This is a genomic window from Klebsiella sp. CSG-1, from assembly GCF_056521145.1.
On sequence record NZ_JBWNLD010000003.1, the window covers coordinates 14,966 to 37,143 of the forward strand.

Annotated in this window: 21 protein-coding genes; 13 read left to right on the forward strand and 8 right to left on the reverse strand. The window is 55.7% G+C overall.

Annotated features, from left to right (window positions below; all coding sequences use genetic code 11):
- The first annotated feature begins 144 nt into the window (after positions 1-144).
- The 5 genes from bglK (at position 145) to AC007G_RS08200 (ending at position 5,471) form a co-directional block, all read left to right on the forward strand.
- Positions 145-1,038: a beta-glucoside kinase BglK gene (gene bglK / locus AC007G_RS08180; protein WP_032686520.1), complete on the forward strand. Its 894-nt coding sequence runs from the start codon at positions 145-147 to the stop codon at positions 1,036-1,038.
- 10 nt (positions 1,039-1,048) lie between these two features.
- Positions 1,049-2,479: a 6-phospho-beta-glucosidase gene (locus AC007G_RS08185; protein ID WP_046851974.1), complete on the forward strand. Its 1,431-nt coding sequence runs from the start codon at positions 1,049-1,051 to the stop codon at positions 2,477-2,479.
- 183 nt (positions 2,480-2,662) lie between these two features.
- Positions 2,663-3,289: a uracil phosphoribosyltransferase gene (gene upp / locus AC007G_RS08190; protein ID WP_032686523.1), complete on the forward strand. Its 627-nt coding sequence runs from the start codon at positions 2,663-2,665 to the stop codon at positions 3,287-3,289.
- 96 nt (positions 3,290-3,385) lie between these two features.
- Positions 3,386-4,675 carry a uracil permease gene (gene uraA, locus AC007G_RS08195; protein WP_032686524.1) on the forward strand — a complete coding sequence of 430 codons (1,290 nt, stop codon included), beginning with the start codon at positions 3,386-3,388 and terminating at the stop codon, positions 4,673-4,675.
- A 94-nt stretch (positions 4,676-4,769) separates the two neighbouring features.
- On the forward strand, positions 4,770-5,471 hold the full coding sequence (locus AC007G_RS08200; protein ID WP_071824600.1) for a DnaA inactivator Hda: 702 nt from the start codon (positions 4,770-4,772) through the stop codon (positions 5,469-5,471).
- Positions 5,472-5,561: 90 nt separating this feature from the next.
- Here the strand turns inward: AC007G_RS08200 and arsC are convergent, their stop codons facing one another.
- Together arsC and bepA are read right to left on the reverse strand one after the other, a co-directional pair.
- Positions 5,562-5,921: an arsenate reductase (glutaredoxin) gene (gene arsC, locus AC007G_RS08205; RefSeq protein ID WP_032699032.1), complete on the reverse strand. Its 360-nt coding sequence runs from the start codon at positions 5,919-5,921 to the stop codon at positions 5,562-5,564.
- A 9-nt stretch (positions 5,922-5,930) separates the two neighbouring features.
- Positions 5,931-7,394: a beta-barrel assembly-enhancing protease gene (bepA, locus tag AC007G_RS08210; protein ID WP_032695540.1), complete on the reverse strand. Its 1,464-nt coding sequence runs from the start codon at positions 7,392-7,394 to the stop codon at positions 5,931-5,933.
- A gap of 226 nt (positions 7,395-7,620) precedes the next feature.
- Here bepA and AC007G_RS08215 point away from each other — a divergent pair, with 226 nt between their 5' ends.
- Complete coding sequence (locus tag AC007G_RS08215) at positions 7,621-8,691, forward strand: AI-2E family transporter (protein ID WP_142630059.1); 1,071 nt, start codon at positions 7,621-7,623, stop codon at positions 8,689-8,691.
- A 79-nt stretch (positions 8,692-8,770) separates the two neighbouring features.
- Here AC007G_RS08215 and bcp read toward each other — a convergent pair whose 3' ends face one another.
- Positions 8,771-9,241 (reverse strand): thioredoxin-dependent thiol peroxidase, encoded by a 471-nt coding sequence (bcp, locus tag AC007G_RS08220; protein ID WP_032686528.1) that lies wholly within the window; start codon positions 9,239-9,241, stop codon positions 8,771-8,773.
- 3 nt (positions 9,242-9,244) lie between these two features.
- Complete coding sequence (locus tag AC007G_RS08225; protein WP_004866176.1) at positions 9,245-9,814, reverse strand: glycine cleavage system transcriptional repressor; 570 nt, start codon at positions 9,812-9,814, stop codon at positions 9,245-9,247.
- A gap of 153 nt (positions 9,815-9,967) precedes the next feature.
- On the opposite strand from AC007G_RS08225, the gene dapA reads away from it, so the two are divergent.
- The 6 genes from dapA to ypfH all read left to right on the forward strand — a co-directional run bounded on the left by dapA (position 9,968) and on the right by ypfH (position 16,499).
- Complete coding sequence (dapA, locus tag AC007G_RS08230) at positions 9,968-10,846, forward strand: 4-hydroxy-tetrahydrodipicolinate synthase (protein ID WP_032686529.1); 879 nt, start codon at positions 9,968-9,970, stop codon at positions 10,844-10,846.
- 16 nt (positions 10,847-10,862) lie between these two features.
- Positions 10,863-11,897, forward strand: a complete 1,035-nt coding sequence (gene bamC / locus AC007G_RS08235; protein WP_032686530.1) for an outer membrane protein assembly factor BamC — start codon at positions 10,863-10,865, stop codon at positions 11,895-11,897.
- Positions 11,898-12,006: 109 nt separating this feature from the next.
- Positions 12,007-12,720 (forward strand): phosphoribosylaminoimidazolesuccinocarboxamide synthase, encoded by a 714-nt coding sequence (gene purC / locus AC007G_RS08240; protein WP_004866167.1) that lies wholly within the window; start codon positions 12,007-12,009, stop codon positions 12,718-12,720.
- 121 nt (positions 12,721-12,841) lie between these two features.
- On the forward strand, positions 12,842-13,711 hold the full coding sequence (gene ypfJ / locus AC007G_RS08245) for a KPN_02809 family neutral zinc metallopeptidase (protein ID WP_032686532.1): 870 nt from the start codon (positions 12,842-12,844) through the stop codon (positions 13,709-13,711).
- A gap of 12 nt (positions 13,712-13,723) precedes the next feature.
- On the forward strand, positions 13,724-15,724 hold the full coding sequence (locus AC007G_RS08250; RefSeq protein WP_131063580.1) for a tRNA(Met) cytidine acetyltransferase TmcA: 2,001 nt from the start codon (positions 13,724-13,726) through the stop codon (positions 15,722-15,724).
- A gap of 76 nt (positions 15,725-15,800) precedes the next feature.
- Positions 15,801-16,499 (forward strand): esterase, encoded by a 699-nt coding sequence (ypfH, locus tag AC007G_RS08255; protein WP_004866158.1) that lies wholly within the window; start codon positions 15,801-15,803, stop codon positions 16,497-16,499.
- 101 nt (positions 16,500-16,600) lie between these two features.
- Here ypfH and AC007G_RS08260 read toward each other — a convergent pair whose 3' ends face one another.
- From AC007G_RS08260 to AC007G_RS08270, 3 genes are read right to left on the reverse strand one after another with little or no spacing between them, the layout of a single operon-like run.
- Complete coding sequence (locus tag AC007G_RS08260) at positions 16,601-16,801, reverse strand: YpfN family protein (protein WP_004866145.1); 201 nt, start codon at positions 16,799-16,801, stop codon at positions 16,601-16,603.
- A gap of 29 nt (positions 16,802-16,830) precedes the next feature.
- Positions 16,831-17,958 (reverse strand): succinyl-diaminopimelate desuccinylase, encoded by a 1,128-nt coding sequence (gene dapE / locus AC007G_RS08265; protein WP_032686535.1) that lies wholly within the window; start codon positions 17,956-17,958, stop codon positions 16,831-16,833.
- Positions 17,959-17,961: 3 nt separating this feature from the next.
- Positions 17,962-18,318, reverse strand: a complete 357-nt coding sequence (locus AC007G_RS08270) for an ArsC family reductase (RefSeq protein WP_142630057.1) — start codon at positions 18,316-18,318, stop codon at positions 17,962-17,964.
- 410 nt (positions 18,319-18,728) lie between these two features.
- Here AC007G_RS08270 and ypfM point away from each other — a divergent pair, with 410 nt between their 5' ends.
- Positions 18,729-18,788, forward strand: coding sequence for a protein YpfM (gene ypfM / locus AC007G_RS08275; protein ID WP_100181659.1), 60 nt, complete (start codon positions 18,729-18,731; stop codon positions 18,786-18,788).
- A 137-nt stretch (positions 18,789-18,925) separates the two neighbouring features.
- Here the strand turns inward: ypfM and acrD are convergent, their stop codons facing one another.
- Positions 18,926-22,039 carry a multidrug efflux RND transporter permease AcrD gene (gene acrD / locus AC007G_RS08280; RefSeq protein WP_142630056.1) on the reverse strand — a complete coding sequence of 1,038 codons (3,114 nt, stop codon included), beginning with the start codon at positions 22,037-22,039 and terminating at the stop codon, positions 18,926-18,928.
- Positions 22,040-22,178 lie beyond the last annotated feature (139 nt).

Below are 22,178 nucleotides of genomic sequence, written 5' to 3' on the forward strand. Positions count from 1 at the left end.
AGCGGTTCACGAAAATGAAACCGGGTACATTCTTGTACTTGCCTCTGACATCGGGAATAGCCATCATGCCACTGAAACCGGTTTCTTTTTTTGTTCAGGAGAGCCGAAGGTTGATTCTGCGGGGATTCAGGAGGAAGAGACGGGATGAACATTGCCGCATTTGATATCGGTGGAACGGCGTTAAAAATGGGCGTCAGCACCGCTGCGGGCGAACTGCTTGAAAAAGGTAAGCAGTCGATTATTGACAGCGACGGCGACCAGATACTGCAAGCGATGCTGGCGTGGATTGCTGCTCACCCGACGTGTGAAGGCGTGGCGATCGGCGCGCCTGGCTATGTCAACCCGCACACCGGCTTTATCGAAATGGGCGGCGCAATCCGTCAGTTCGATAATTTTGCGATTAAGCGCTGGCTGGAACAACAGACCGGGCTTCCGGTCGCCATCGAAAACGATGCTAACTGCGTCCTGCTCGCCGAGCGCTGGCAGGGTAAGGCGGTCGACATGAGTGACTTTCTGGTCCTGACAATCGGCACCGGCGTCGGCGGCGCGATTTTTTGTCACAACCAGCTGGTGCATGGCGCGCGTTTTCGCGCGGGCGAATTCGGCTATATGCAGACCGAACGCCCCGGCGCCCGCGATGTGCGCCGCTCTTCAATGAATGAAAACTGCACGATGCGCGTATTGCGCGACCGCTATGCCGGGCATGTCGGTAAATCGCTGGAAGCGGTAACCGGTGAAGAGATCTTCGATCGCTACGAGGCGGGCGATGCGGTTTGCCAGCGGCTGGTGGCTGACTTTTTCAACGGTCTCGGTACCGGTCTGTATAACCTGGTGAACATTTTTGATCCGCAGGCCATTTTCATCGGCGGCGGCATTGTGGAACGGCCGGGCTTTTTGGCGCTGCTGCGCGAACATCTGGCCTGGTTCGGTATCGCGGACTATCTCGACACCGTCAGCCACGGCAACGATGCCGGTTTGATGGGGGCGGTTTACCATTTTAATCAGCAAAACCGATCGCTTAACGGCGATCGCTCATAAGGAAGAGAACATGTCTGGATTTAAAGAAGGTTTTCTGTGGGGCGGCGCGGTGGCGGCGCATCAGCTGGAAGGCGGCTGGCAGGAAGGGGGTAAAGGCGTCAGCGTGGCCGACGTGATGACCGCCGGCGCACACGGCGTGCCGCGTGAAATCACCGATGGCGTACTGCCGGGGAAAAATTACCCCAATCATGAGGCGATTGATTTTTACCATCGTTATAAAGAAGACATTCAGCTGTTTGCTGAAATGGGGTTCAAATGCTTCCGCACTTCGATTGCCTGGACACGTATCTTCCCGCTGGGTGATGAGCTGGAGCCTAACGAAGCAGGGCTCCAGTTCTATGACGACCTGTTTGATGAATGTCTGAAGTACGGCATTGAACCGGTGATTACGCTCTCTCACTTCGAGATGCCTTACCATCTGGTGACCGAGTATGGCGGCTGGCGTAACCGTAAGCTGATCGATTTCTTCGTCCGCTTTGCGAAAGTGGTGTTCGATCGCTATCAGCACAAAGTGAAGTACTGGATGACCTTTAATGAGATCAATAACCAGGCTAACTTCCATGAAGATTTTGCCCCGTTTACCAACTCAGGTCTGAAGTATCTGCCGGATGAAGATCGCGAGCCGGTGATGTATCAGGCGGCGCACTATGAGCTGGTTGCCAGCGCGCTGGCGGTAAAAGCCGCTCGCCAGATAAATCCATCGCTGCAGGTGGGTTGCATGATTGCCATGTGCCCGATTTATCCGTTCTCCTGCGACCCGAACGATATGATGATGGCAATGAACGCCATGCATCGCCGTTACTGGTTTACCGATGTTCACGTCCGCGGTAAGTACCCGCAGCATCTGCTGAACTACTTCGCGCGCCGCGGTTTTGCGCTGGATATCACCGCAGAAGATCGTCAGGCGCTGGCCGAGGGCTGCGTCGACTATATTGGCTTTAGCTACTATATGTCGTTTGCCACTAAAGCGACCGATGATAATCCGCTGCTGGATTATGACGAGACCCAAAGCCTGGTCTCTAACCCGTACGTGCAGAAGTCAGACTGGGGCTGGCAGATTGACCCGGTGGGTCTGCGCTACTCCCTGAACTGGTTCTGGGATCACTACCAGCTGCCGCTGTTTATTGTTGAGAACGGCTTTGGGGCCATCGACGTGCGCGAAGCTGACGGCACGGTGAACGATCGCTACCGTATCGATTATCTCTCCGCGCATATTGCCGAGATGAAAAAAGCGGTGGTTGAGGACGGCGTTGACCTGATGGGCTATACCCCATGGGGATGTATCGACCTCGTTTCCGCCGGTACCGGTGAAATGAAGAAACGCTACGGATTTATCTACGTCGATAAAGATAACGAAGGCAACGGAACGCTGGACCGCAGCCGGAAGCAATCTTTCTCCTGGTATCAACAGGTTATCAGCAGCAACGGCGAAACGCTGTAAAACTCCCCTCAAGCCTTGTGCGACCCCGCCTGCGCGGGGTTTTTTTATTTTGTTTTATACTGGCTCAGGCAGCGCAAAGCATTTTGGTTGATCCCGGTCAAACATATCGGCTATGGCGCAAATGGAAAAAAGCGGTATAATCCCGCGATTTTTTTTGTGGCTGCCCCTCAGAGGAGAAAGAGAATGAAGATTGTGGAAGTGAAACACCCGCTCGTCAAACACAAGCTGGGCCTGATGCGTGAGCACGACATCAGCACCAAACGCTTCCGTGAACTTGCCTCAGAGGTAGGTAGCTTGCTGACTTATGAAGCCACTGCCGATCTGCAGACCGAGAAAGTCACCATCGAGGGCTGGAATGGTCCGGTAGAAATCGAGCAGATCAAAGGGAAGAAAATCACCGTTGTGCCAATTCTGCGCGCCGGTCTGGGGATGATGGAAGGGGTTCTGGAGCACGTACCGAGCGCGCGTATCAGCGTGGTGGGGATCTATCGTGACGAAGAGACGCTGGAGCCGGTTCCTTATTTCCAGAAGCTGGTGTCGAATATCGACGAACGTATGGCGCTGGTGGTTGACCCGATGCTGGCAACCGGTGGTTCGATGATCGCCACTATCGACCTGCTGAAAAAAGCGGGTTGCTCCAGCATTAAGGTGCTGGTTCTGGTGGCGGCGCCGGAAGGGATTGCCGCGCTGGAGAAAGCGCATCCGGATGTTGAGATGTATACCGCATCCATTGACCAGGGCCTCAACGAGCACGGATACATTATTCCGGGGCTCGGCGATGCCGGCGATAAGATTTTTGGTACCAAGTGATTGCATAGATAATAAGAAGCCGACTTTAAGAGTCGGCTTTTTTTTGAATAAAACAAACTCACAGCAACTAATAAACGACTCTTAGAGGAAAACGCTATGACGCGCCGCGCAATCGGGGTGAGTGAAAGACCGCCGCTTTTACAGACTATCCCACTGAGTTTGCAGCATCTGTTCGCTATGTTTGGCGCAACGGTTCTGGTGCCCGTTCTGTTTCATATCAACCCGGCTACCGTCCTGCTGTTTAACGGTATTGGGACATTGCTGTATCTTTTCATCTGTAAGGGAAAAATCCCGGCCTATCTCGGATCGAGCTTCGCGTTTATCTCCCCGGTTCTGCTGCTGTTGCCGCTGGGGTATGAAGTGGCGCTGGGTGGCTTCATTATGTGCGGCGCGCTGTTCTGCATCGTCTCCTTTATTGTCAAAAAAGCCGGCACCGGCTGGCTGGACGTGATGTTCCCGCCAGCGGCCATGGGGGCCATTGTCGCGGTTATCGGCCTCGAACTGGCGGGCGTCGCTGCCAATATGGCCGGCCTGCTGCCGGCTGACGGGCAGTCGCCGGATAGTAAAACCATCATTATTTCGATGGTGACGCTGGCGGTGACGGTTTTCGGTTCGGTGCTGTTTCGCGGTTTCATGGCCATTATCCCGATTCTCATCGGCGTACTGGTCGGCTACGCGCTCTCTTTCGTGATGGGCGTTGTCGACACTACGCCGATCGCCGAGGCGCACTGGTTCGCCCTGCCGACGTTCTACACGCCGCGTTTTGAATGGTTTGCTATCTTCACCATTCTGCCTGCTGCGCTGGTGGTGATTGCCGAGCACGTCGGCCACCTGGTGGTGACGGCGAATATCGTTAAAAAAGATCTGATCCGCGATCCCGGGCTGCATCGTTCGATGTTTGCGAACGGCCTGTCGACGATGATCTCCGGCTTCTTTGGGTCGACGCCCAACACCACTTACGGCGAGAACATCGGCGTGATGGCGATCACCCGCGTCTACAGTACCTGGGTTATCGGCGGGGCGGCAGTCTTCGCGATTCTGCTCTCCTGCGTGGGTAAACTGGCGGCGGCGATTCAGATTATCCCGCTGCCGGTAATGGGCGGCGTTTCTCTGCTGCTGTACGGGGTGATCGGCGCATCCGGTATCCGCGTGTTGATCGAGTCGAAAGTGGACTACAACAAGGCGCAGAATTTGATTCTGACCTCCGTGATTCTGATCATTGGCGTCAGCGGCGCGAAAGTGCACATTGGCGCGGCGGAGCTGAAAGGTATGGCGCTGGCGACAATTGTCGGCGTGGGTCTGAGTCTGATTTTCAAACTGATCAGCGTCCTGCGTCCGGAAGAGGTTGTGCTGGATGCGGCCGACAGTGAAGAAGTAAAACATTGATCCTGCAACCGGGCGGCGATCCCGCCCGGTTCTCTCGAGGCATACTTCGTGATAAACTCTTCGCGTTTTTCTGTAAGCCTATGATGAGGTCCATCTGAACGCACCGGCACAGCTCTCTCTGCCACTGTATCTTCCCGATGATGAAACTTTCGCGAGTTTTTGGCCGGGTGATAATCCTTCTCTTCTTGCTGCCTTACAGAATGTGTTGCGGCAGGAACATAGCGGGTACATCTATATCTGGTCACGCGAAGGGGCGGGGCGCAGTCACTTGTTACATGCCGCCTGTGCGGAGCTTTCCCAGCGCGGCGACGCGGTGGGCTATGTTCCCCTGGATAAGCGTACGTGGTTTGTACCGGAAGTGCTCGACGGGATGGAGCAGCTTTCGCTGGTCTGCATTGACAATATCGAGTGCGTGGCCGGCGACGAGCCGTGGGAAATGGCCATTTTCAACCTCTATAACCGGATCCTCGAATCGGGTAAAACGCGTTTGTTGATTACCGGCGATTGTCCGCCGCGCCAGCTGAATCTCGGGTTGCCGGATCTGGCGTCGCGCCTCGACTGGGGGCAAATCTACAAGCTACAGCCGCTGTCGGATGAAGATAAGCTGCAGGCGCTACAGCTGCGCGCGCGTCTGCGGGGTTTTGAGATGCCGGAAGACGTCTGTCGTTTCTTGCTTAAACGGTTAGATCGTGAAATGCGCTCACTGTTTATGACGCTCGATCAGCTCGATCACGCTTCGATTACCGCGCAACGTAAGTTGACCATTCCTTTCGTGAAAGAGATCCTCAAGCTCTAGCCGGGCTGGATCTCGGCTATCTGCCAAATCCGCGTCCCTCGTCGTTCACTCGCTGCGCCATCACGGTAAAACCACGATGGCGCATCGGCATCAGTTGACGATTTCCAGAACCTGCTCCGGCGGTCGGCCGATCCGCGCCTGACCATGGCTGACGACAATCGGGCGCTCCATCAACTTCGGATTATCGACGATGGCCTGAATCAGCGCGTCCTCGCTAAGCTGCGGGTCAGCGAGCTCCAGGGATTTATACAGATCCTCTTTCTGGCGCATCAGTTCGCGGGCGCTGACCATGCCGAGCATTTTCAACAGCTGGCGCAGCGTGTCTGCATCCGGCGGCGTCTCCAGATAGAGCACGACTTCAGGATCGATACCGTTAGCCTTCAACAGGCTTAAGGTGTCGCGGCTCTTGGAGCAGCGGGGATTGTGATAGATTTTTACCGCGTCAGACATGTCGTCTCCTTACATTTTTTGATAGGGGCGGAATCGTTCCTGCAGCTGGCGCAGCTGGTCGATACGCGCATCGTAGCGCGCCTGCTGCAAACTGCCCAGTTTCACCTGCGAGCTGGCGCTGCTCAGCAGAGTAATCGCCTGATCGAGCTGGCCAACCAGCGCCATACCTTCTGCACGCGCCGCCAGCTCCTGGTCACGATGGCCGAGGCTTGCTTCAGCCTGCGCCAGCAGATCCCAGCCGTTGCTGTCATCTTTGTAGCTAAAGGTATAGCGGTTAAGGATTTGCGCCGCTTCCGCCGCTTGTCCACCCTGTAAGTATGCGTTGGCAAGGTTCAGCTGCAGAACCGGGTTGGTACGAATTTCGCGAGCATTTTTCAGCCGGTTAATCGCATCGGTCGTTTTCTTCTGTCCGAGATCGATATCGGTCGCCAGGTCGAGATACCAGGCGTTCTGCGGATCGGCGCTCAGCAGAGGCTGCAGCGTTTTGCGCGCCAGATCGTAATTATTGCTTCCCATGGCCAGCAGCGCTCGCCCGTACTGGGAGGCGTGCTGTTCACGGATATTGCCTTTCGCCCACGCGTTCAGCAGATCGTCGCCAAGCTTATTTTCCCCGGAGTTATACATTCCCAGGGTTCTGGCCTTGGCCAGGTAAAAATCGGCGGAAGACTGGACAACCACAGGACGCATCTGGTTTGCGCGGTTGCGGGCGTCAGACAGACGGCTTTCCGGCAGGGGGTGAGTCAGCAGCATTTCCGGCGGACGGGTAGAGTAACGCGACTGGTCGAGCAGTTTCCCCATAAAGGCCGGCATCGCCTGCGGATCAAAACCGGAGCGCTGCAGCACCTGAATCCCGATGCGGTCAGCTTCTTCTTCGTTTTGACGGGTAAAACTGATCATCCCCTGCTGGGTTCCCGCCAGCGTACCGGTGAGTGCCGCCATCCCGGCCTGCGGGCTGGCCATCGCCAGCAGAATCGAGCCCAGCGCACCGACCCAGGTCAGCGGGGCGTTGCGCTTTTGGTCTTCCATTGCCCGCGCGAGGTGGCGCTGGGTGACGTGTGATATTTCGTGCGCCATGACCGACGCCAGTTCGCTTTCGGTATCTGAATAGCGGAACAGAGCGGAGTGCAGCACGACATTGCCACCGAAGAAAGCAAAGGCGTTTATCTGGTCGTTATTAATCAGGTAAAAGTGGAAAGGGGTGCGAACAGAGTTAGCGTGTGAGACCAGACGCATACCTAATCCGTTAATATATTGCACCAGCAGAGGGTCGTTGATGAGCGGCGCGCTACCGCGTAGCTGGCGCACATAGTAGTCCCCCATCTGCATTTCCTGGCCAATAGAGAGCGTGCTTCCCGCAGAGGTTCCCATATCGGGCAGGGTATCTGCGGAGTCAGCAAAAGCAGGCAAAATCGAACCCAGCGTCAGCGACGCTATGACGGTTGCCACCAGCGTTTTCTTTAACTGCCTGAACATAACCTCTGTCCTGTAATGTGGGTGTGCCAGTTTGACCGATTGGGCGGCGTAATGTTCCATTTCCGCGCGTCATGCGAGTTTAGCTGGCGTTGAGGCTATTGAAAATATGATATTCACACCAGCGTGAATGTTTGTGGCTTTGCTAATAAAAGCGAAGTCTTTCAGGTGACATTTAGATACAATTCCCTCGGTTTTTTTGCCGCTACGCGCTTCAGGGAAGGGTTTTATGCTTGAGATGTTAATGCAGTGGTACCGTCGTCGGTTTAGCGATCCGGAAGCGATAGCGCTGCTGGTTATTTTGCTGGCCGGGTTCGGGATCATGTTCTTTTTCAGCGGCCTGCTGGCGCCATTGCTGGTCGCCATCGTGCTGGCTTATCTGCTGGAATGGCCAACCGTCAGGCTGGAGCGCGTAGGGCTTTCGCGAACCTGGGCAACCTCGTTCGTGCTGATTCTGTTCGTGGGCGTCTTGTTGCTGATGGCGTTTGTGGTGATGCCCGTTGCCTGGCAGCAGGGTATCTATCTGATTCGCGATATGCCTGGCATGCTCAATAAGCTGTCCGATTTTGCTGCCACGGTTCCGCGCCGTTACCCGGCGCTGATGGACGCCGGGATTATCGACGCCATGGCGGATAATATGCGCAACCGCGTGCTCACCGTCGGCGATTCGGTGGTCAAATACTCTCTGGCTTCGCTGGTCGGTTTACTGACTCTGGCGGTCTATCTGGTGCTGGTGCCGCTGATGGTGTTCTTTCTGTTAAAAGATAAAGAGCAGATGCTGAATGCCGTGCGCCGCGTGCTGCCGCGCAACCGCGGGCTGGCGGGGCAGGTATGGAAAGAGATGAACCAGCAGATTACCAACTATATCCGCGGTAAGGTGCTGGAGATGATTGTCGTCGGCGTGGCAACGTGGATTGGCTTTATCCTGTTTGATCTCAACTATTCGCTGCTGCTGGCGGTGCTGGTCGGCTTCTCGGTACTGATTCCCTACATCGGCGCCTTCGTGGTGACCATTCCGGTGGTCGGCGTGGCGCTGTTCCAGTTTGGCGCAGGCCCGGAGTTCTGGAGCCTGTTTGCGGTGTACCTGATTATTCAGGGGCTGGACGGTAACCTGCTGGTACCCGTGCTGTTTTCAGAAGCCGTCAACCTGCATCCGCTGGTGATTATCCTGTCGGTGGTTATCTTCGGTGGGCTGTGGGGATTTTGGGGCGTCTTCTTTGCGATTCCGCTGGCAACCCTGATCAAAGCGGTGGTGCATGCGTGGCCGGATGGCCCGGCGGTGGAAGACGAGAAGAAATAGTCCGCGCTGGAAAACGCAGGGAAGAAAACGGACGCCGGGTCAGTGAATTGCGACCCGGCGTCCTGCGTCAGGTAGAACGTTAGCCGTTTTCTTTCAACCAGTTCAGCACCACATCGTGGTGATTGCTGGTTTTAAAGTTATCAAACACGTGTTCGACTTTGCCGTTGCTATCGATCAGGAAGCTAATGCGGTGAATACCGTCGTAGGTTTTCCCCATAAACGATTTTTCGCCCCAGACGCCAAACTGCTCACACACCTGGTGATTTTCATCAGACAGCAGCGTGAAGTTCAGCAACTCTTTTTCGGCGAAACGGGAGAGTTTTTCCGGTTTATCAGTGCTGATACCCAGCACCTCAACGCCCGCTTTTTTTAAGTCATCCATATTATCACGCAGGCCGCAGGCCTGAACGGTACAACCCGGGGTCATGGCTTTCGGGTAAAAATAAACCAGAACACGCTGTCCCTGGAAGTCGGTCAAATTTACTTCCTCGCCGTCCTGGTCCGGTAAGCTAAATTTCGGTGCAAGATCACCGGCTTTCAGTGGATTCATTACTCAAACTCCATCCTGTTCATCATGTTGTGAATAATTAACGATGTTAATACTGCCTTGTGCGTTCAGTTCTGTACATAGGGCTTTGAACGCTTGTTCGATATTTGATGCATTTTGTGTTGCAGGGCTGTGTGCGGTTATCTGAATAAACAACTGCGCTGAATCGTCATCACCGCTGACCTGGGTACGAGAAACCAGTTCGGCGATGTTCATATTCCACGCGTCAAACAGGGCAGTGAAACGCTCGATAATGTGCGGCGAGTCCGGTACCTCAACCTGGACCCAGACGGTGTTTGGCATGGCCTGAGGAGGCCGCGCGGTCGTCCGCTTCATCACGATCAGCAAATCCAGCTCAGCACCTTTCAGCGGCAGGGTCGATTCGATAAGCGTAATCGCGTTCCATGAACCTGAAAGCAGCATGATAAACGTAAATTCGTCACCAAGCATGGCCAGCCGGCTGTCTTCGATATTACAGCCGCAGCTGCTGACGTGGCGGGTGATGGTGTTCACGATGCCGGGACGGTCAGCGCCCAAAGCGGTAATAACCAGATAGTGTTGTAATGAGGCGGTCAAACCTGTTCTTCCTTTAAAAAGGTGAGGTAACATTAGGAAAGCATAAAAAAAACCGGCATACAACATCCCTGATGGCATCGGGTCTCTTGCTTTTATTACGGCACCAAACGTAACATTGAGAATCTTGTCGCACTTCAGCTCTGAGGATGGCCCATGTTCACGGGAAGTATTGTAGCGCTTGTCACGCCGATGGATGAAAACGGTAATGTCTGCCGGTCAAGCCTGAAAAAACTGATTGATTACCATGTCGCCAGCGGAACCTCGGCGATCGTTTCGGTAGGGACTACCGGAGAATCCGCGACCCTCAGCCATGAAGAGCATGGCGATGTCGTGATGATGACGCTTGAACTTGCTGACGGGCGTATCCCGGTCATCGCAGGTACCGGTGCAAATGCAACCGCAGAGGCAATTAGCCTGACCAAACGTTTTAACAATAGCGGTGTTGTCGGTTGCCTGACGGTCACTCCTTATTACAATCGTCCGACCCAGGAAGGGCTGTTCCAACACTTTAAAGCCATCGCAGAACACACCGACCTGCCGCAAATTCTGTATAATGTGCCGTCCCGTACCGGTTGCGACATGCTGCCGGAAACCGTCGGTCGCCTGGCGGAAGTAAAAAATATTATTGGTATTAAGGAAGCGACGGGGAACTTAAGTCGTGTTCATCAGATCAAAGAGCTGGTTTCAGATGACTTTATTCTGTTGAGCGGCGATGATGCCACCGGAATGGACTTTATGCAGCTCGGCGGTCAGGGCGTGATTTCCGTAACGGCGAACGTTGCGGCTCGCGAAATGGCGGATATGTGCCGACTGGCTGCAGAAGGCCAGTTTGCGCAAGCTCGTGCAATTAACCAACGTCTGATGCCATTGCATACAAAATTATTTGTCGAACCCAACCCGATCCCCGTGAAATGGGCATGTAAGGCGTTGGGTCTTGTGGCAACCGATACGCTGCGCCTGCCGATGACGCCGATTACCGAACAGGGTACTCAGGCCGTTACCGCAGCGCTGAAGCATGCCGGTTTGCTGTAAAGTTTAGGGAGATTTGATGGCTTACTCAGTACAGAAGTCGCGCCTGACGAAGGTTGCGGGTGTTTCATTGGTCCTGCTTCTCGCGGCCTGTAGTTCCGACTCACGCTACAAACGTCAGGTGGGGGGCGATGAGGTCTATCTGCAAGCTACGCCGCTCAGTGAACTTCACGCACCTGCGGGTATGATTCTGCCGGTTCAGGTTGGTGATTATAATATTCCGGTTGCGACCAGCACAGGCGCAGTGGGCAAAGCTCTGGACATCCGCCCACCGGCTCAGCCTCTGGCACTGGTGAGCGGCGCTCGTACTCAGTTCAATGGTGATACCGCCACGCTGATGGTCGAGAACGGTCGTAGCGGTTCGCTGTGGGCGCAGGTAGCCAGCATCATACAGTCTAAGAACTATGTCATCACCAAACGTGACGATGCCAGCCAGACGCTGAATACCGACTGGGTTGAATGGAATCGCCTCGATGAAGACCAGCAGTATCGTGGTCGCTATCAAATCTCAGTGAAACCGCAGGGTTATCAGCAGGCGGTTATCGTGAAGCTGGTGAATCTGGAGCAGGCCGGGAAACCGGTATCCGATCCGGCTTCTCTGCAACGCTATAGCACCTCAATGCTGAACGTCATTTCCGAAGGTCTGGATATGAACGCCACCAATGCGCAGAATGCGGCGCAGAAAAATGCCGGCGCCACCTTCGATGTGCAGAGCGCTGCCGACGATACGGGGCTGCCAATGCTGGTTGTTCGCGCACCGTTCAACATGGTGTGGCAACGTCTGCCGGGCGCACTGGAAAAAGTGGGCATGAAGGTGACGGATAGCACCCGCTCGCAAGGCAGCATGGCGCTGACCTACAAGCCGCTGTCTGACAGCAGCTGGCAGGCGCTGGGCGCCAGCGATCCGCAGCTGGTTTCAGGTGACTACAAACTGCAGGTCGGTGACCTCGATAACCGCAGCAGTCTGCAGTTCATCGATCCGAAAGGCCATACGTTGACGCAGTCGCAGAATGACGCCCTGGTAGCCGTATTCCAGGCCGCATTCAGTAAGTAATAAACAGGGCTGGAGCAATCCAGCCCTTTTTCATGTATAGTGACGCAAACGTGTGCGTCGGCAGAAAAGCGCAATTTTTATCGTCTATATCTTCACTGGAGTGACAAAGATGCAAAAGCAAGCTGAGTTGTATCGTGGTAAAGCGAAAACCGTTTACAGCACGGAGAATCCGGATCTGCTGGTACTCGAATTCCGTAACGATACTTCAGCAGGGGATGGCGCGCGCATTGAGCAGTTCGATCGTAAAGGCATGGTGAACAACAAATTTAACCATTTCATTATGAGCAAACTGGAAGAAGCCGGTATCCCGACTCAGATGGAAGCGCTGCTCTCCGATACCGAATGTCTGGTGAAAAAACTGGAGATGGTTCCGGTGGAGTGCGTAGTCCGTAACCGCGCCGCCGGTTCTCTGGTTAAGCGTCTGGGTATTGAAGAAGGGATTGAACTCAATCCGCCGCTGTTTGATCTGTTCCTGAAAAATGATGCGATGCACGATCCGATGGTCAACGAGTCTTACTGCGAGACTTTTGGCTGGGTAAGCAAAAAGAACCTCGCGCGCATGCAGGAACTGACTTTTAAAGCCAACGACGTATTGAAAAAGCTGTTTGATGATGCCGGCCTGATCCTGGTCGATTTCAAGCTTGAGTTTGGTCTGTTCAAGGGCGAAGTGGTGCTGGGCGATGAGTTCTCGCCAGATGGCAGCCGTCTGTGGGATAAAAATACCCTCGACAAAATGGACAAAGACCGCTTCCGCCAGAGCCTCGGCGGCCTGATTGAGGCCTACGAAGAAGTGGCCCATCGCCTTGGCGTTAAGCTCGACTAATCCTCCCTTCGCCAGAAGGTCGCTCTACCTTCTGGCGCTCTTCTTGTTGTTTCCAGTGGTAATTCTACGCCGAACCGCCTACGATCTCTCATATTCGAGAATTTGATGGATTGAGGTGCCTATGCGCTGGCAAGGACGTCGCGAAAGCGACAATGTAGAAGATCGACGTAATGATTCCGGCTCGCCCTTGGGCGGCGGCGGTGGTTTCCGTCTTCCCAGCGGGAAGGGCGGTATCGTCCTGTTGATTATCGTGCTGGTTGCGGGCTATTACGGCGTGGATTTGACCGGCATGCTGACCGGAGAGCCCGTTTCACAGCAGCAAACCACCACCCAACGTTCTGTCAGCCCGCAGGAAGAGCAGGCCGCGAAGTTTACGAAGGTGATTCTTGCCGATACCGAAGATACCTGGGGCGCTATCTTCCAAAAGATGGGCCGTCAGTACCCGCAGCCGAAGCTGGTGCTCTATCGCGGCGCCACGCGGACCGGCTGCGGTACCGGCCAGTCCGTTATGGGACCGTTCTACTGCCCGGCTGATAGCACGGTCTACATCGATCTGTCGTTCTATGATGAGATGAAAAACAAGCTCGGCGCGGATGGCGATTTTGCGCAGGCCTACGTGATTGCTCACGAGGTCGGGCATCACGTGCAGAAGCTGCTGGGTATTGAATCCAAAGTGCGTCAGTTGCAGCAACACGCGTCGCAGGCTGAAGTTAATCGCCTGTCGGTGAAAATGGAGCTGCAGGCGGACTGCTTTGCCGGCGTCTGGGGACACAGCATGCAGAATCAGGATGTGCTGGAGACCGGCGATCTGCAGGAAGCGCTGAATGCCGCAGAGGCTATCGGCGACGATCGCCTGCAGCAGCAAAGCCAGGGGCGCATTGTCCCGGACAGCTTTACCCACGGGACTTCGCAGCAGCGCTATACCTGGTTTAAGCGCGGTTTTGACAGTGGAGACCCGGCGCAGTGCAATACATTTGGTCATGCGCTCTGACCGCCGCTGTAAATGGATGAATTACTTAACCTGACGGCGCGGATGGCCCAGCAGGGCATTCGTCGTCTGCTGGTGCTCAGCGGCGACGACGCGTGGTGCCTGCAGCAGGCGCTGCTGCTGCGTAAACGGCTGGCCGGCGATGGTCTGTGGGTGGGGCCGCAGCCTATGGAAGAGCCCTGTATCTCGCCGCAAGCCCTCAAATCTCTCCTCGGACGTGAGTATCACCACGCCTTCTTTGATGCTCGCAGCGGCTTCGACGCGGCGGCTTTTGCCGCGCTGAGCGGGACGTTGAAAGCGGGAAGCTGGCTGATCCTGCTGACCCCCTCTTTTACCTGTTGGCCATCGCAGCCCGATGCGGATTCTCTGCGCTGGAGCGACGCGCCCGAGCCTATTCCCACTCCCCATTTTGTCCACCGTTTTTGTCAGCGAGTCTGCGCGAATCCTGAGGCGATCGTCTGGCGTCAGAATGAACCGCTGATGTTACCGGAGGAGGTGCCACGACCGCACTGGTATCCAGCTGATGGCCATCCTCAGGCCGAACAGGCCGCTATTCTGGCCAGTCTGAGCACACTTCCTGCGGGCATTGCCGCGGTTACCGCCGAGCGCGGACGGGGAAAATCCGCGCTGGCGGGAATGTTGATACGTCAGCTGGCGGGCGATGCCATCGTTACCGCCCCAGCGCGCGGCGCGACCGAGGTGATGGCAACGTTCGCCGGTGACGGTTTTCGCTTTATGGCGCCGGATGCGTTGCTGGCTGGCGATATTCGAGCGTCATGGCTGATCGTTGATGAAGCGGCAGCCATTCCCGGGCCGCTGCTTCGCCAGCTAGTCACCCGTTTTCCACGCACCTTACTGACCACGACCGTGCAGGGTTATGAAGGGACCGGCCGCGGTTTTCTGCTCAAGTTTTGCGCCAGCTTTCCTCACCTGCGCCAGTTTAGTCTGCTTGATCCCATCCGCTGGGCCCCTGGCTGCCCGCTGGAAGCATTGGTCAGTGAATTACTCCTGTTTGGCGATGAAACCTTTACCCAATCTCCAGCAGGGGAGGTGACGTTTGAGGCGGTGAGTCAGGACAGCTGGCAGCAGCAGGACGGGCTTGCCGAGGCGATGTATCAGCTGCTCTCCGGCGCACATTACCGCACATCGCCGCTGGATTTGCGGCGGATGATGGATGCGCCGGGTCAGCATTTTACCTGCGCCCGCACGAGCAACGGCGTGGCCGCGGCGGTATGGCGGGTGGAGGAGGGGGGGCTTGATCCCGCCCTCAGCCGGGCGGTATGGGCCGGTTTTCGCCGCCCGCGCGGTAATCTGGTGGCGCAGTCGTTGGCTGCCCACGGCGGAAGCCCGCTGGCTGCTACGCTATTGGGGCAGCGAATCACCCGTATCGCCGTGCATCCGACCCGACAACGCGAGGGGCTTGGTCAGGCTCTGGCAGCCCGGGCGGTAGCGCAAAGCCACGGCCTCGATTATCTATCGGTCAGCTTTGGCTATACGCCAGAGCTAGGGCGCTTCTGGCAGCGCTGCGGTTTTACGCTGGTGCGTTTAGGTACCCATCGTGAGGCAAGCAGCGGGTGCTACACGGCGATGGCGCTTTATCCGTTAACCCCTGCGGGGCACGAACTGGTTCTACGGGAGTCGCAGCGTCTGGCGCGCGATGAGTTCTGGCTGTGGGAGTGGCGGGAAGCGTTATTCCCGCGGCCGATGGCGCCAGCAGCTATGCTTACGGATGACGACTGGCTGGATGTGGCGGGGTTCGCGTTTGCCCATCGCCCGCTGCTGGCGGTGGTTGGCAGCCTGAACCGCCTGCTGCTTCACTGCGGGCTGCCGCTTCCGGCGCTTCGCGCCCGTCTGCAACGCCAGGATGAAGCGGAGATTTGCGCCGGGCTGCGTCTGTCCGGACGCAAAGCGCTGCTGGCCAGGCTGCGCGAAGAAGCGGGACTGGCGCTGCTGAACCTCGACGCATCGCGGGCGGAGAGACTGCGTCAGCAGGTTGGGGAACTGCAATTTTTTTAACTAACTCATTCAGTTAAATGTCATGGTCATATTCCGCGTGCGGCGTAAACTGCCCACGTAAACTAAGGAGACAGCCATGAAACACGACCATTTTATTGTGCAAAGCCCTGCGACACCTGCCCAACAGCTGCTGTTGCTGTTTCATGGCGTCGGCGATAACCCGGTTGCAATGGGGCAAATCGGTAGCCTGTTTGCGCCGCAGTTTCCGGATGCGCTGATCGTCAGCATCGGTGGCGCGGAACCTTGCGGTCCACCGCCGGGTCGCCAGTGGTTCTCGGTTCAGGGGGTGACGGAGGAAAATCGCCAGTCGCGTATTGATGCCATTATGCCGACCTTTATTGAGACCGTTCGCTACTGGCAGAAACAGAGCGGCGTCGGTCCGCGGGCGACGGCACTGATTGGTTTCTCGCAGGGGGCGATTATGTCTCTGGAGAGCATCAAAGCCGAGCCTGGGCTGGCATCACGGGTTATCGCCTTTAACGGACGGTATGCGACGCTTCCGCAGTCGGCAACCACCGCGACAACCATCCATCTGATTCACGGCGGCGAGGATCGCGTTATCGATCTGGCGTGGGCGGTTTCGGCTCAGGAGGCGCTTCAGCAGGCGGGGGGCGACGTGACGTTGGATATTGTCGAGGATCTGGGGCACGCGATTGACGATCGCAGTATGCAGTTTGCCCTTGAGCGCCTGCGCTATACCGTGCCGAAACACTATTTTGACGAAGCGTTGAGCGGCAGTACGCCAAAAGACGACGATATTATCGAATTGCTCTAAGCGAACTGATTTCGTGAACGTACTCCCCGGATAAGGCGTATCACGCCGCTATCCGGGGCATTCCCGGCCGTGTGGGATTGACCGGGGGCAGGGCCGAAATCTTACTTCTTCGGCTGGTCGTGCTTCGGCCAGTCGTCGTCATCGTCCCATTTATCGTTACAATCACGATGGGGCGGCAGTTCTGGCTTATTGGCGAGAAACTTTTTGTGGTCAACGCGATTAAGATCCTTAATGACGTTAATCATGACGCCCACCAAAAATACCAGCACCAGAATCCACCAGTGGTTGATTAGCCATTCCATGTGCGCTTCCTCTTTTCAGGTCGAGGTCGTCAGGCGACCAGTTGTTCCATGATGCGTTGATACATCCGCGCCAGCAGCTGCAGGTCGGCGGCGTTAACACACTCATTGATTTTGTGAATTGTCGCATTCACCGGTCCCAGCTCAACCACCTGCGCACCCATGCGAGCGATAAAGCGACCGTCAGAGGTACCGCCGTTGGTCAGCAGCTGGGGTTTGATCTCATTATAGTGCTCAATGGCGTTCACCACCGCTTCGACCAGTTTGCCACGGCTGGTGAGGAACGGCTGGCCAGACAGCCACCAGTCCAGGGTATAGCGCAGCTGATATTTATCCAGCAGCTCGACGACGCGGGATTTAATCATCTCGTCGGTCAGTTCAGTGCTAAAGCGGAAGTTGAACTGAACATACATGTCGCCGGGGATCACGTTATTGCTCCCGGTACCCGCCTGTACGTTGGCTATCTGCATGCTGGTGGGGGGGAAGAATTCATTGCCTTTATCCCACTCGATTCCTACCAGCTCCGTCAGCATAGGGGCCGCGCGGTGCACCGGGTTATCGGCGAGATGCGGGTAAGCGACATGCCCCTGCACGCCGTGAATGGTCAGGTTACAGGTGAGTGAGCCACGACGACCGTTTTTGACCACGTCACCGACGACTTCGGTGCTTGACGGTTCGCCGACCAGGCAGTAGTCCAGGCGTTCGTTGCGGGCCATCAGCGCTTCGACCACTTTCACCGTTCCGTTATGCGCGCTGGCCTCTTCATCAGAGGTGATCAAAAAGGCCAGACGACCTTTATGATTCGGGTACTGGGCGACAAAGCGCTCGGCGGCAACCACCATCGCGGCCAGCGAGCCTTTCATATCTGCCGCGCCACGGCCAAACAGCATGCCGTCGCGGATGGTGGGTTCGAAGGGCGGGTTAATCCAACGGTCAGCATCGCCGGCCGGAACCACGTCGGTATGGCCGGCAAAGGCCAGCGTTTCACCGCGCCCGCGCCAGGCCCAGAAATTTTGCGTATCGCCGAAATCCATCGGTTCCACGGTAAAGCCAATCGCACGCAGGCGTTCAATCATTAACGCCTGACATCCCGCATCATCGGGGCTGAGGGAAGGGCGGCGAATAAGCTGCTGAGCCAGCTCAATGACCGGGCAAGACATAGACTATACCTCGTTAACAAGCTTCTTATAAGTGAGTTCACTGAAACCCAGCAGCATAGGCTGCCCGGGCGCGCAGAGCAATGGGCGTTTGATAATTGCCGGCATTTCCAGCATCAGCGCGGCGGCGGCATCGGAGTTATTGATACCGGCACGCACGGTTTCATCCAGTTTCCGCCAGGTTGTACCGCGCGTGTTGAGTAATGCTTCCCAGCCCAGTTCGGCGATAAAAGTGTTTAACAACTCGCGATCCAGGCCATCGGCACGATAATCATGGAACTGATATGCAATTTGATGCGCTTCCAGCCAGCGGCGGGCCTTTTTAATGGTGTCGCAGTTTTTGATTCCGTACATAGTCAGCATAAATGAAACCTTTTCTTTTACGTTGGTTTAAGTGATTAACTCAGAAATTTCCGAATACAGCAGGCTGTATAAAATAATACGTGAATCGCGTGAATAAATATCCTTTTTTACCCTCTATATATGCACTGGGTGAATATTAACCAGTCCGCTAACGATAACCCGGAAATCGCCTGCAGGCAGGGGATATAAAGAGCAGGATATCGGTAGTGTAAATTATCTGAAAACAGGCGTAATGTTGCTAAATGTTGCTATGCATCACATTAAATTTCCACTCCCGGGCCCATAGTAGCAGTAAATCAGAGAGATGATGGCGTAGAAGGGGTTACCAGCAATCGCAGTGATAACCTTAATGCACTTCCTTTCCCAAACCGATTTGCATAAAATTACCCATAATAATAAGAGAGGCTATTATGATTGAACATGAACTAGGGAACTGGAAAGATTTTATTGAAGGTATGCTGCGTAAATAAAATCCTCAATGTGAGCAGGGTAATCGTACGGCTAAAATAATAGCCCGACGGTGGTAAGCAGATAAAAAAGGCGACTATGACAGTCGCCTTTTTGTTATTTCCCGGGGAAGAAACGGGACGCTCAGGATCGTGCCGGCTTATTGCGGGCGCTCTTTTTGCGGAAAGCGTCGACGTACCAGTACGAAGAATAGCGGAACGAAGAAGATAGCCAGGACCGTGGCGGAAATCATTCCGCCCATCACCCCGGTGCCCACGGCATGCTGGCTACCGGAACCGGCGCCGGTGCTGGTCGCCATCGGCAGGACCCCAAAAATAAAGGCCAGCGAAGTCATCAGGATCGGACGCAGACGCTGGCGACAGGCCGACAGCGTGGCGGCGAGTAAATCTTCCCCTTTCTCGTTGAGCTCATTAGCAAACTCGACGATCAGAATGGCGTTTTTCGCCGACAGGCCGATAACCGTCAGCAGGCCAACCTGGAAGTACACGTCGTTTTCAAGACCGCGCATCCAGGTGGCCATCAGCGCACCGATAACCCCCAGCGGCACCACCAGCATGACCGAGAACGGGATAGACCAGCTCTCATACAGCGCAGCCAGACACAAGAACACCACCAGCAGCGAAATGGCGTACAGCGCCGGCGCCTGCGCGCCGGACAGTCGTTCCTGATAGGACATGGCCGTCCAGTCGAGCCCAAAGCCGTTTGGCAGCTGTCTGGTCAGATCTTCCATGATAGCCATCGCGGTACCGGTACTGATGCCCGGAGCCGCTTCACCGATGATTTCCACCGCCGAGTAGCCGTTATAGCGCTCCAGGCGCGGGGAGCCGGTTTGCCAGCGCGAGGTGGCAAATGCCGAGAAGGGCACCATCGTGCCGCTGCTGTTGCGCACATACCACAGATTAATATCGTCAGGCAGCATGCGGTAAGGGGCGGCGGACTGGACGTAGACTTTCTTCACGCGGCCGCGATCCATAAAATCGTTCACGTAGCTTGAGCCCCAGGCGGTTTGCAACGTGTTGTTGATATCGTCAATAGACACGCCCAGCGCCTGGGCTTTCCGCTGATCGATATCAATCTGCAGCTGCGGGCTATCGTCAAGGCCGTTATGGCGAACCCGGGTCAACCGGTCGTCTTTCGCTGCCAGATCGAGCAGCGTGTCGCGGGCTGCCATGAGCGCCGCGTGCCCGTTGCCGGCGTGGTCTTCGAGCTCCATATCAAAACCGGCGGAACTGCCCAGTCCGCTGATGGCCGGTGGGTTAGTGGCGAAGACGCGCGCCTCGTTAATGCTGTTAAAGGCTTTTGTCGCGCGTTCAATGATCGCAAACGAGGTACCGGTTTTCGCATCCCGTTCATCCCAGTCTTTCAGGCGGATAAACATGCGCGCGACGTTCTGACCATTGCCTCCCGGGCCAGAGCCCACGGTGGCGAAAATCGAAGCAACGTTGGCCTGTTCATGGCTAAAGAAATAGTCCTCAACTTTTTGCACGACTTTTAAGGTCTGCTGTTGCGTTGCGCCGCTCGGCAGCTGCACCGAGGTCAGGAACATGCCGCGGTCTTCCTGAGGCAGGAACGAAGTCGGGAGGCGTAAGAACATAAAGACCATCCCCCCCAACAGCAGCGCGTAGATAGCTATCCAGCGCAGCGAACGGTGAAGAATTTTGCCTACGGCGGTTTCGTAACGGCTGGCGTTACGGTTGAACATACAGTTAAACCAGCCAAAGAAGCCTTTTTTACCGTGTTCTTCGCCTTTCTTCATGGGTTTCAGCAAGGTAGCACACAGGGCCGGGGTGAGGATCATGGCCACGAGTACCGACAGCACCATCGCCGAGACGATGGTAATAGAAAACTGACGATAAATGGCGCCGGTTGTGCCGCCGAAGAAGGCCATCGGGATAAAGACCGCCGACAGTACCATCGCGATCCCGACCAGCGCCCCCTGAATCTGGCCCATGGATTTTCGTGTCGCTTCACGCGGCGAAAGCCCCTCTTCGCTCATGATGCGCTCAACGTTCTCGACAACCACGATAGCATCATCCACCAGCAGACCTATCGCCAGCACCATCGCGAACATCGTCAGGGTGTTGATACTGTAGCCGCAGGCAAACAGGATGGCGAAGGTCCCCATCAGAACCACCGGTACGGCAATGGTTGGGATGAGCGTTGCGCGGATGTTTTGCAGGAACAGGTACATCACCAGGAACACCAGCACGATAGCTTCCAGCAACGTTTTTACCACGTCATGGATAGAGGCCTTCACGAAGGAGGTGGTTTCGTAGGCAATTTTATATTCAAGGCCGTGAGGGAAATACTGCGACAGCTCATCCAGACGATTGAGCACCAGCTCCGCGGTCTGCATTTCGTTTGCCCCCGAGGCCAGCTGCACGCCAAGGCCGGAGGCCGGGTTGCGGTTGTAGCGGCTGAGGTAATCGTAGCTTTCCGCGCCCAGTTCGACTTTCGCCACATCGCCGAGCGTCACCAGCGAACCGTCCGGATTCACGCGCAGCGTAATATCGCGGAACTGCTGCGGCGTTTGCAGCAGCGACTGGGCGTTAATGGTGGCGTTGAGCGACTGATTATCGACCGACGGCGTTCCGCCAAGCTGGCCGACCGCAATCTGCGCATTCTGTGATTCGATGGCGTCGGTGACATCTTTCGCCGTCATCTGCACGCTGGTGAGTTTGGCCGGATCAAGCCAGATGCGCATTGAGTATTGCGAGCCGTAGGCCGTAATATCGCCAACGCCATTCACGCGGCTGAGCGGTTCCTGAATGTTACTGGCCACGTAGTCGGCGATATCCTGCTTATCCATGCTGCCGTCAGTTGAGACGAATGCGATGGTCAGAATGTTGGTATCACCGGTTTTACGTACCGTCACCCCCTGATTTTGCACATCCTGAGGCAGTTTTTTCATTGCCGATTGCAGCTGGTTTTGTACCTGCTGCATGGCTTCGTTGGGATTCGTTCCGGCGGTAAAGGTCAGCGTAATCGTCGCCTGGCCCGAAGAGCTGCTCTGGGAAGACATATACATCAGGTTATCGAGGCCGGTCATATTCTGTTCGATAACCTGGGTGACGGTATTTTCCAGCGTTTGTGCGGAGGCGCCGGGATAATTGGCGGTAATGCGCACGTTAGGCGGCGCAAGATCGGGATATTGCTCAACGGGAAGTGACAAGATTGCGAGCGTTCCGGTCAGGCATAGCAGGATCGCCAGAACCCACGCGAAAATGGGGCGATCGATAAAAAAATTCGCCATCAGAATTGAGACCTCATTGTGTACATTTTTGTTACCGCACCGTCTGTGACACTTTATAGGCAACGCCACGGGCAAACGTGGAGAAATTAAGGAGATAGTGTAATTTATCGTGTGGCTTTAGCGGACACCGTAAAGAACT

Excerpts from the sequence above, each read along its gene's own strand:
- upp (WP_032686523.1), top strand. The coding sequence starts at position 2,663 with ATGAAGATTGTGGAAGTGAAACACCCGCTCGTCAAACACAAGCTGGGC.
- uraA (WP_032686524.1), top strand. The coding sequence starts at position 3,386 with ATGACGCGCCGCGCAATCGGGGTGAGTGAAAGACCGCCGCTTTTACAG.
- AC007G_RS08215 (WP_142630059.1), top strand. The coding sequence starts at position 7,621 with ATGCTTGAGATGTTAATGCAGTGGTACCGTCGTCGGTTTAGCGATCCG.
- AC007G_RS08260 (WP_004866145.1), bottom strand. The coding sequence starts at position 16,801 with ATGGAATGGCTAATCAACCACTGGTGGATTCTGGTGCTGGTATTTTTG.
- dapA (WP_032686529.1), top strand. The coding sequence starts at position 9,968 with ATGTTCACGGGAAGTATTGTAGCGCTTGTCACGCCGATGGATGAAAAC.
- bcp (WP_032686528.1), bottom strand. The coding sequence starts at position 9,241 with ATGAATCCACTGAAAGCCGGTGATCTTGCACCGAAATTTAGCTTACCG.
- bamC (WP_032686530.1), top strand. The coding sequence starts at position 10,863 with ATGGCTTACTCAGTACAGAAGTCGCGCCTGACGAAGGTTGCGGGTGTT.
- bepA (WP_032695540.1), bottom strand. The coding sequence starts at position 7,394 with ATGTTCAGGCAGTTAAAGAAAACGCTGGTGGCAACCGTCATAGCGTCG.
- AC007G_RS08185 (WP_046851974.1), top strand. The coding sequence starts at position 1,049 with ATGTCTGGATTTAAAGAAGGTTTTCTGTGGGGCGGCGCGGTGGCGGCG.
- arsC (WP_032699032.1), bottom strand. The coding sequence starts at position 5,921 with ATGTCTGACGCGGTAAAAATCTATCACAATCCCCGCTGCTCCAAGAGC.
- ypfJ (WP_032686532.1), top strand. The coding sequence starts at position 12,842 with ATGCGCTGGCAAGGACGTCGCGAAAGCGACAATGTAGAAGATCGACGT.
- AC007G_RS08250 (WP_131063580.1), top strand. The coding sequence starts at position 13,724 with ATGGATGAATTACTTAACCTGACGGCGCGGATGGCCCAGCAGGGCATT.
- bglK (WP_032686520.1), top strand. The coding sequence starts at position 145 with ATGAACATTGCCGCATTTGATATCGGTGGAACGGCGTTAAAAATGGGC.
- AC007G_RS08270 (WP_142630057.1), bottom strand. The coding sequence starts at position 18,318 with ATGCTGACTATGTACGGAATCAAAAACTGCGACACCATTAAAAAGGCC.
- dapE (WP_032686535.1), bottom strand. The coding sequence starts at position 17,958 with ATGTCTTGCCCGGTCATTGAGCTGGCTCAGCAGCTTATTCGCCGCCCT.
- ypfH (WP_004866158.1), top strand. The coding sequence starts at position 15,801 with ATGAAACACGACCATTTTATTGTGCAAAGCCCTGCGACACCTGCCCAA.
- acrD (WP_142630056.1), bottom strand. The coding sequence starts at position 22,039 with ATGGCGAATTTTTTTATCGATCGCCCCATTTTCGCGTGGGTTCTGGCG.
- purC (WP_004866167.1), top strand. The coding sequence starts at position 12,007 with ATGCAAAAGCAAGCTGAGTTGTATCGTGGTAAAGCGAAAACCGTTTAC.